5 protein-coding genes and 1 pseudogene are annotated in these 9827 nt (G+C 48.5%); 5 read left to right on the forward strand and 1 reads right to left on the reverse strand.

The window, feature by feature from the left end; genetic code table 11:
- Positions 1-60 precede the first annotated feature (60 nt).
- The 5 genes and pseudogenes from QUB35_RS37195 to cruG all read left to right on the forward strand — a co-directional run.
- Positions 61-2202, forward strand: a pseudogene (locus tag QUB35_RS37195) (beta strand repeat-containing protein); the annotation flags it as partial.
- Positions 2203-2321: 119 nt separating this feature from the next.
- The gene (locus QUB35_RS37200; RefSeq protein WP_333147829.1) at positions 2322-4937 is read left to right on the forward strand and encodes a CHAT domain-containing protein; all 2616 of its coding nucleotides are present in this window, start codon (positions 2322-2324) and stop codon (positions 4935-4937) included.
- Between the two features lie 98 nt (positions 4938-5035).
- Complete coding sequence (locus tag QUB35_RS37205) at positions 5036-5248, forward strand: hypothetical protein (RefSeq protein WP_333147831.1); 213 nt, start codon at positions 5036-5038, stop codon at positions 5246-5248.
- A 38-nt stretch (positions 5249-5286) separates the two neighbouring features.
- Positions 5287-6228, forward strand: a complete 942-nt coding sequence (cruF, locus tag QUB35_RS37210) for a gamma-carotene 1'-hydroxylase CruF (RefSeq protein ID WP_333147833.1) — start codon at positions 5287-5289, stop codon at positions 6226-6228.
- 232 nt (positions 6229-6460) lie between these two features.
- A complete protein-coding gene (gene cruG, locus QUB35_RS37215; RefSeq protein ID WP_333147835.1) occupies positions 6461-7663 on the forward strand; it encodes a 2'-O-glycosyltransferase CruG in 1203 nt (400 codons plus the stop codon).
- Between the two features lie 88 nt (positions 7664-7751).
- On the opposite strand, the gene QUB35_RS37220 is transcribed toward cruG, so the two are convergent.
- The coding region (locus QUB35_RS37220; protein ID WP_333147838.1) for a calcium-binding protein at positions 7752-9827 on the reverse strand (2076 nt) is incomplete at its 5' end.

Genomic DNA, 9827 nt, shown 5'->3' on the forward strand with positions numbered 1-9827 from the left:
ATTAATAATTAAATGGGGTCGCAAAATCAAAAATAAGGGTAATGATTGTATCACAGTTTAAATGTGCAACAGCTTAATATTGAAATAACCAACGGCTCAGTGCTCAACACCAGTGGACTCGGTGGGGGCAAAGTTGATATTCGAGGTGGAAATGTCAACCTCAATAATGGGCAGATTTATGCACTGACTTTGGGAAATATCGATGGTAGGGGTATCGACATTAACGCTCAAAATTTTCGGGCCGAAGGTGGAGCGCAAATCTCCACGCTGGCATTAGAAAATGGTGTAGCGGGCGCTGTCAATATCCGCGCTACCGACTCAGTAGAACTGAGTGGAATTGGAGTTGAGAGCTTTCAAAACTTTATTAGTAAGTTTACAATATCTGGCTCGATAAATCCTTTTGACCCGCAAATTATTTTGGTAACTAGCACCAACGGCACAGGAAACGCCGGAAACATCACGATCGATACAGGACGACTGCTGATAGACAATGGAAGCGTATTGGGTAGCGCCACGTTAGGTGCTGGCAACGCCGGAAATATGACCTTCCGTGCCAGGGTTTTTGATATGGCCGGTTCTGGGATCAACAGTGGCACAATTGCGGGGAGTACGGGTAAGGGAGGAAGTTTCACCTTTGAGGGAGAACGTTTAAGAGTGCGCGATGGCGCTGGTATCGTCAGCATTACTCGCAGTGAAGAAGCAGCGGGGAATATCAATATTCAAGCTTCCGAATCAGTAGAAATTTTGCGAACTCCCGACGGCAATCCTACCCCAACCTTTATCGGCGCAACCGCCATCAGCACTAAGGGGAGAGCCGGGGACATTAATATCGACACGAAGCGGTTGATTATCTCTGAAGGAGGCGGAATTAGTTTATCTAGCGGATCTGTTGTTGGCAACCAACCGTTGAATACAACTGCGGGGCAAGGAGGTAATTTAACAATTAGAAGCTCTGAGTCAGTAACAGTCGAGGGTATTTCTGGAGTGTTGGCAAATGGGAGTCGGACTGCTAGTTTCATCTCCGCTGATGCCTACTCTGCCAGTCCCGGAGGGAGCATGAACATTTCTACACCTGTAATGACTCTACGGGATGGGGGAATTATTTCTACGGCATCTTTAGGTGCAGGAGATGCGGGCAGCATTACGATTAATGGGGGTCGTGTAGAAGTTATAGGTAATGCGGGTTCAGGTGAATTTAACAGTCAAATTCAGATTTCCGTTGGGATTGCATCTGGTGTAATCAATCCCAATGCTACGGCGAATGCAGGTTCGTTGAATCTGAATGTGGGGCAATTGATTCTTCGTAATGGGGGAACACTCAATCTGCGAGCCTTGGGTTCAGGAGGGGCGGGTAACATTAACGTGAAAGCAGATTCAATTTCCCTTAACAACCTAAGCAGCATTGACGGTAGAACTGAATCCGGTGCCGGAGCAAATATTAACCTTGAAGCACGGGATGTCCAGTTACGCCGAGCCAGCAGAATTACAACTGATGCAGGTAGTTCTGGCGGCGGTAATATCAACATTAAAAGCGATATTCTGGTGGCTTTACCCAACGAAAATAGCGATATTACTGCTAATGCGCGATCGGCTCAAGGTGGTCGCGTTAATATTAATGTCCCTAATGTTTTCGGGTTTACCTCAGTGACTCGCGAACAGGTTCGAGGTAATTTGGGATTAACAGATGCTCAATTTGCAGCGTTGCAAGTAAGTCCGACTTCTCTAGTTCCTACCAGCGATATTGCGGCTATTTCCCAAAGTAGCGGCCCGGCTTTGCAAGGTAGTGTTACATTTAGTTCTTCTGGGGTGAATCCCGCTCAAGGTTTAGTGGAACTGCCGCAAAATGTGGTCGATCCGGCTGCTTTAATTGCGGCAAATCCCTGCACGCAAGAGACAGGGAGCGCATTTACTGCTACTGGGAAAGGAGGAGTACCACCCAGTCCTAATGATGCCCTCAGCACCGCTCCAGCGCCCTTTCCTTGGGTAGAAGAGGCAGGAAGTTCGGCAACGAATGTAGAGGATTTAACCGATGTAACCGATCGAGCGAAGAAGGAAGAAGGGGAAATCCCCGATCGGGAAGTTGTTCCGGCGCAAGGTTGGGTGGTGAATGCTCAAGGAGAAGTTATGCTTGTTGGATATAATCCGGGTCATGCTGCTGACTCTCGCCATCCTCAACCGAGTTCGGGTTGTGTGCCGCGTTGAAATTAGGTTTTTTTTACCGCAGATGTAGGCGGATTAACGCGGATTAATGCAGATAAAGAATAAGATGTATTTGGGTTAATTAGTAGGTGTGTCTGCGGTTGTAATTTTATTTTCTAACTATGAAGTTTACCCGATCGCTCCGGCAAGTAATTCTGTTATTTGTGATTTCCTGTCTGCTAGCAGTTGCGATTCCTCCTGGAATTGCTCAGGTTAATCCACCACAAACGGTGCAGCTTGTTCGACAAGCTCGAACTCTGTACCAAGAGGAACGTTTTTCGGAAGCTGTACCTTTGTTGCAGCAAGCGGCGGCGGCCTTTGAGGCAAAAGGCGAAAATCTCGATCGCGCCACAGCTTTGAGTAATTTAGCTGCAACCTACGGGCAGTTGGGGCTTTGGGAAGAAGCAGAAAAAGCTGTAAATTCGAGTTTGTCGGCAGTGCGAACACAAGCCAAAACTCCCGAACAGCAGCGGATTTTGGCTGAAACTCTCAACATTCAAGGACAGTTGCAACTTGAACGCGGACAGACTCAAGAGGCGATCGATATTTGGACGCAAGCTGCTAAAATTTTCGAGCAAATTGATAGAAAAAACCAACTTTTTCAAGCTCAAATTAATCAAAGTCGGGCTTGGGAAATTCTGGGACTTTACCCCAGAGCTTGCAAAATGCTATTAGCTTCTTTCAAGTTGGAAAACCCAACTTGCGAAGTTTCGACAGCGGGTTTGGAAACTTTGAAAAATGGGTCTGTTTCTATCGAACAAGTCCGGGCAACTCATGCTTTAGGGCGGGTACTGCGGGTTTTGGGACAACTGGAACGATCGCAGGATGTGCTTTCGGCGGGACTCGAAGCAGCCCAAAAATTAGGTAGCCGATCAGAGGAGGCGGCAATTTATCTCAATCTGGGAAATACGGTACGGGCTAAAAGCAATAAACCGGGTTTGACACCAGAACAGCGGGGTGATTGGGAACGCTTGGCCCTAGAGTATTATGGTCGATCGATCCAGGCGATGCCGGATCGATCGCCCCTACAAATTCAGGCAAAGTTAAACCAATTGAGTTTGTTACTCGATCGCAAAGATTGGTCGGAAGCAGAGGCTTTGTGGCGTTCTCTCGAACCTCAAACCGCTCAATTTGGGTCGAACCGCGCCGGACTTTACGCTCAAATTAATCTAGCTCAAAGCTTGATGAAATTAGCTCAGTCGCCTGCGAAAACTTTGAGTTTAAGCGATATTGACACCATGCTCGATCGCTCTGTCGAACGAGCAAACAGTTTGGGCGATAAACGCATACAAGCTTATATTCTGGCAGCCAAAGGCAAACTATCAGAAATCCAACAGCAGTATCAGAAAGCGGAAAATCTCACAACTGAGGCTTTGAGTTTAGCACCGGCGTTTCAATCTCCCGATATTGCTTATCAATTGTTTTGGCAACTGGGACGGATTCGGAAAGCTCAGGGAAATACAGAAGGGGCGATCGCTCAATATACTCAAGCTGTGAATGTACTGTCTTCTTTGCGGGGCGATTTGGTAACAGTCAATCCCGAAGTGCAATTTTCGTTTCGGGAAAGTGCCGAACCGGTTTATCGGGAATTAGTCGGGCTGCTTTTGCAAGAGGAATCTCCCAGTCAAACTAAATTGAAACTAGCGCGCCAAACGGTGGAATCTTTGCAGTTGGCAGAATTGGACAACTTTTTCCGGGATGCTTGTGCTGATGCTAAACCAAAGTCGATCGAGGAAATTGATCCGACTGCGGCGGTGATTTATCCGATTATTTTGAGCGATCGTTTGGAGGTAATTTTGTCAATTCCCGGCAAACCTCTGCGCCGCTACGCTACGAAGAAGTCTCAAGCTGAGTTGGAAACTGCCTTCAGACAAGCCAAAAATACCATCAGGCCTGCTGCTTTCCCCCGCAACAGGAGGCTACCCGTTGAACAGGTTTATGACTGGTTAATCCGCCCCGCAGAGGCGGATTTGACCGCCGCCGGGATTAAAACCCTGGTATTTGTGCTCGACGGTTACTTGCGGAATCTGCCGATGGCGGTGCTGCACGACGGTGAAAAGTTTTTGGTAGAAAAATACAGTATTGCTTTGGCGCCGGGATTGCAATTGCTGGCACCGAAACCGCTGAACAAAGTCAAGTTAAAAGTGATCACCGCTGGCCTCTCGGAAGCGCGTCAAGGCTTCTCGGCTTTGCCGGGGGTGAAGGAGGAAGTTCAGCAAATTGCAGCCGAGATGCCGGCGAGTTCGCTGCTGAATGAAGATTTTGTCAGCGGGCGGTTGCACGATCGAATTAAAGCTTTGTCTTACCCGATCGTCCATTTGGCAACTCACGGTCAGTTTAGCTCGAATGCAGCGGATACTTTTATTGTGACTTGGGATCAGAAAGTGAATGTTAAGGAGTTCGATCGACTACTGCGAGCCCGCACTGGGGAGAAACAACAGCCGATCGAACTTTTGGTTTTGAGTGCTTGCGAAACTGCTTCGGGCGATAACCGCGCGGCTTTGGGTTTGGCCGGGGCTGCAATTCGATCGGGTGCCCGCAGCACCGCCGCCACCCTTTGGCAAGTCAACGACGAATCTACAGCTATCTTTATGGCTGAGTTTTACAAGCAACTGGCTTCTTCTAAAACCAGCAAAGCTGAAGCCCTCCGCAACGCTCAATTAACGCTGTTGCAAAACCCACAGTATCAGAATCCGTATTTCTGGGCACCTTTCGTGCTTGTGGGCAATTGGCAGTAACCCTCTTGAGTCACTTTCGGTAGAGATGATTATCCTACTCCTATTCTAATTAAAGTAGGGTGCGTCGCCGCCAGAATTCTGATTATTTACGACTATCAATGAGCGACGCACCATACCGCTATACTCTCGCCCGAAGTGACAAAACAGAGGTAATTATCGGAAATTGGGAATCGGCCCGCGCAGGGCATGGGCCCGCGCAGGGCATGGGCCCGCGCAGGGCAACTGACAACTGTCAACTGACAACAGACAACAGACAATTGACAACTGACTCAAATGCAGTTGGTTTTTTGTTAAAGTTTGTAAACTGTTAAGAGTGCTTTCTGCATCTAATATTTTTTCGAGGAGTCCCATGAAGCAACTTTTGATTGCTGAGCGCTTTTGCCTAATTGCCCACGTCTTCTCAATGGCTTTTGGATTGGCAGGGTTGCTGCTGATTTTACCCCGTCCCGAATTGGTGATGAGTTTGCCACCAGCAGGGCAAACGCTATTCCAGTGGGGGATGGCTGGGGGTGGAGTAGTTTATATCATCTTTGGTGCAGCAGCAGTTGCTCTCTATTCCCTGCGGACATTGGGTTGGGGTGCAACTCTGGCTTTTTTAGTGCCTTCTGTGTTTTTGTCCTTGAGTAGCGAGTTGTTGGGAACGAGTACGGGTTTTCCCTTCGGGCACTACCATTATTTGAGCGGTTTGGGCTACAAAATTGCAGGGCTGGTTCCGTTTACAATTCCCCTCTCGTGGTTTTATCTGGGACTGGTTTCATACATAATTGCTCGCGCTGGAGTAGCTGGCGGTAAAGGTGAACTCAATTGGGTGCGCCAAATAGGGGCGATCGCCCTGGGTGCTTTGCTGCTAACAGCTTGGGATTTTGTACTAGATCCGGCGATGAGTCAAACTGCTGTGCCTTTTTGGGAGTTTGAGGAACTTGGGGCTTTCTTTGGGATGCCTTACCGCAATTTGGCTGGCTGGATGGGTACAGGGGCGCTATTTATGTCTGTAGCAGCTTTCTTGTGGAGAAAAACACCGATTAAATTAGAGCGATCGGAATTGGGTTTGCCCTTAATTGTTTATTTGGTAAACTTTGCTTTCGGAGCAATTATCACTGTAGTTTCCTTGGATTCTCGGTTCTGGTTCCCAACATCGCTAGCGGTGCTTCTGGGTGTAGTTCCGGCGATCGCGTTAAGCTGGATCGCTAAACCCGCAACAGGTGACGTAACAGAAACAATGCCGTCTTTGGAGACATCTGTTCTCACGGCCCAAATTCCACCTGAGCCCGTGGGGGTTTTGCGTAAGTGAGTTGCTAGTGAGCAACCCCGGCTGATTTAGCAAAAATTTACACTAAATTTTGAGCTAGTTTAAAAACCCGGTTTCTTGTAGAAACCGGGTTTTTCAATGGCGATTTTTTCATTCCCAATTCCTGTAATATGTTTGAGGTCAAAATTTTATTAAATTTTTAAATTGACACCAACCGTAATTCCCAATTCTTCAATTGAAAATCTAAAATCTAAAATCTAAAATCTAAAATCCCATGATCGCCCCTCACCTGTTCTCCCAACCGCTGACAAGTATCATCGCTGTCGCACTCTTGCTGCTGCAATTGCCCGCTGCAGCCCTTCTGATGTCGCGTTTGATTAAAGGCCCATCGCGCATCCCGCCCCTGGAACCGGATTCGCCGACGCTGGATTTGTTGGGTAGTTGTACTGCGGTGGTACCGACTTTGAACGAAGCCGATCGCATTTCGCCTTGTTTGGAAGGATTAACCAGCCAAAGTTACGAACTCCGAGAAGTAATTGTGGTTGACAGCTATTCGGTAGACGGAACCGGAGATTTAGTCAAAGCAGCAGCACAAAAAGACCCCCGGTTTCGCTTGATTAACGACGATCCGCTGCCGGCGGGTTGGGTAGGGCGTCCCTGGGCGCTGAATGCGGGTTTTTTGGCAAGTTCCGAGAAGTGCGAGTGGATTTTGGGGATAGATGCGGATACTGTGCCGCATCCGGGTTTGATTGCGAGTTTGCTGAAGACGGCGGCGGCTGGAAATTACGATTTGATTTCGCTGTCGCCGCAGTTTATCCTCAAGTATCCGGGGGAGTTGTGGCTGCAACCTGCTTTGTTAATGACTTTGGTTTATCGGTTCGGGCCCACGGGGACTGGCGGGGATGTGCCGGAACGGGTGATGGCGAACGGTCAGTGTTTCTTGTGTAAGCGCGAGGTTTTGGTGGCTTTGGGGGGCTATGAGGTCGCGAGGGGTTCGTTTTGCGATGATGTGACTCTGGCTCGCTATGCGGCTGCTAAGGGCTTTAAGGTGGGCTTTTTGGATGGGGCTAAGGTGTTGAAGGTGCGGATGTATGAGGGGGCGATCGAGACTTGGAATGAATGGGGTCGATCGCTCGATTTGAAAGATGCTGCTTCTGGCGCTCAAATTTGGGGCGATTTGTGGCTGTTGCTGGCGGTTCAAGGTTTGCCGGTGCCGATTGTGTTGTGCTATTTGCTGTTTGGTTCGCTGCCGCCGGTTGGTGTATTTCCGCACTTTTGGCTGTTGGGATTGAATGTATTTTTGGTTGCAGTGCGATCGGCTTTGTGTTTCGCGATCGCACCTTCCTACGATACAAGTCAGGCATCGGGTAAATGGCTGTTTTGGCTGTCACCTTTAGCCGATCCGCTGGCGTTTTTGCGTATTCTAATTTCTGCGTTGAATCAGCCTACTCAGTGGCGCGGCCGAAAGTATGAATAATCGTTAAATTTTTGCTAGACCTTTTAAAATTGGTAGAAGTGCGATCGTCCTTTTGAATCGAATGGGCGATCGTACTTTTCTTGATTTCCTAAATCAACCGGAAATTAGCGGATGTAATCGCATTGGCACTCACTCCAATCATCACACCTAACTCCTCTCCTGTCAAGACATTTTTGATGAGAGTTCCCTGAGTATTTTGAGTGATTGCTAACTGACCAAAACTCAAACCTCCGCTTAATCCAATCAAGTCTTGACCGATGGTAAAATCAGCGATGATATCAAATCCTTGACCAGTTGTTAAGGCAAAGATATCGTTGCCGCTACCGCCAATCAAACTATCATTCCCCACGCCTCCATCAAGCAAATCGGATCCTTTGCCACCAGTGAGAGTATCGTTATCTAGGCCTCCGTAAAGAGTATCATTTCCTTCGCACCCTCCGAGAATATCTGCTCCTGCATCACCGTTGATTAAGTCATTGCCTTCACCGCCGCAGAGGGTATCCGAACCTAACTGTCCAAACTGATTGTCATCACCTTGACTACCAAGGATGATGTCGTCACCTTTGCCTCCATATAAAACGTCATTATCCTTGCCACCATTGATGAAGTCATCATCTTTGTTGCCATAAATGATGTCAATACCTTCGCGACCATGTAACAAGTCATTGCCTTTGCCTCCGAAGATTAAATCCTTGCCCAATTCGCCAAGAACGATGTCGTTTCCTCCATCTCCATAGAGGATGTCGTCACCTTTGCCTCCGATGATGAAGTCATTGCCTTGGTTGCCATTAAAGATGTCGTTGCTGGCACCACCATATAAGTTGTCATTCCCAGATTTGGCATCGAATATATTGCCGTTGTTAGTGCCGAGAAATTCATCGTTTTGGGCAGTGCCTATTTGAATTCCCGATACACCAAGTATGGTGTTCTCAACTGAGTTAGGTTGATTTAAATTGGGATAGGCAATGTCATCGCAGATGCAGTCGTCATTGGGGATGTTGTTGGTTGTTGGTGTTGGCGTTACCGATGGTGTATCGGTTCCCGTTGGTGTTGGTGTTACCGATGGTGTATCGGTTCCCGTTGGTGTATCGGTTCCCGTTGGTGTATCGGTTCCCGATGGTGTATCGGTTCCCGTTGGTGTATCGGTTCCCGTTGGAGTGGGTGTTCCCGATGGTGTATCGGTTCCCGTTGGAGTGGGTGTTCCCGATGGTGTCGGTGTTACCGATGGTGTAGGTGTTCCCGTTGGTGTCGGTGTTGCTGTGGAATTACTAAAGAGAATGATGTCGCTTGGTGAGAGAGAATTGGCTTTGATAGAGATAGTTTGACCATTCCCTAAGTTTAAGACTAAACCCGAAGGGGTAGATTGTAATGCTGCGAGCACTTGTTCCGGTGAGGTGAAACCGAAGGCAACATCAAGTTGTAATTTATCTTCTCCAGGGGTGAAGTCTAAAATTAGGTTTTGTCCGCCGAAAGTACCAGGAAGGGAATTAAAGATAAAGGTGTCATTGCCAACTCCCCCGGTGAAGGTGTTGTTGCCAACTCCGCCATTGAGGGTGTCATTGCCAGCGCCACCATCAAGGATGTCATCACCATCGCTACCGCTAATATTGTCTGGGTTGCTTGTACCGGTGAAGTTGTCGTTAAAGGGACTGCCAATGATAGTGACAGGTTGAGTGATGTTGCTGAAGTTTTGAGTAAGGCTGTTGGGGGACGACGAATAATCGAAGAAGTTGGTTGGAGTGGGCGTTCCGGTTGGTGTGGGTGTTCCCGTTGGTGTGGGTGTTCCCGTTGGTGTCGGTGTTCCCGATGGTGTATCTGTTCCCGTTGGTGTGGGTGTTCCCGATGGTGTCGGTGTTCCCGTGGGTGTTCCCGCTGTGCCCGTTGGTGTCGGTGTTCCCGTTGGTGTATCTGTTCCCGTTGGCGTGGGTGTTCCTGATGGTGTTCCCGTTGGTGTCGGTGTTCCCGTTGGTGTATCTGTACCCGTTGGTGTCGGTGTTCCCGTTGGTGTATCTGTACCCGTTGGTGTCGGTGTTCCCGTTGGTGTATCTGTACCCGTTGGTGTCGGTGTTCCCGTTGGTGTATCTGTACCCGTTGGTGTCGGTGTTCCCGTTGGTGTATCTGTACCCGTTGGTGTCGGTGTTCCCGTTGGTGTATCTGTACCCGT

Origin of the sequence: Microcoleus sp. B13-B6, assembly GCF_036705405.1 — a bacterium.
GTDB lineage: Bacteria > Cyanobacteriota > Cyanobacteriia > Cyanobacteriales > Microcoleaceae > Microcoleus.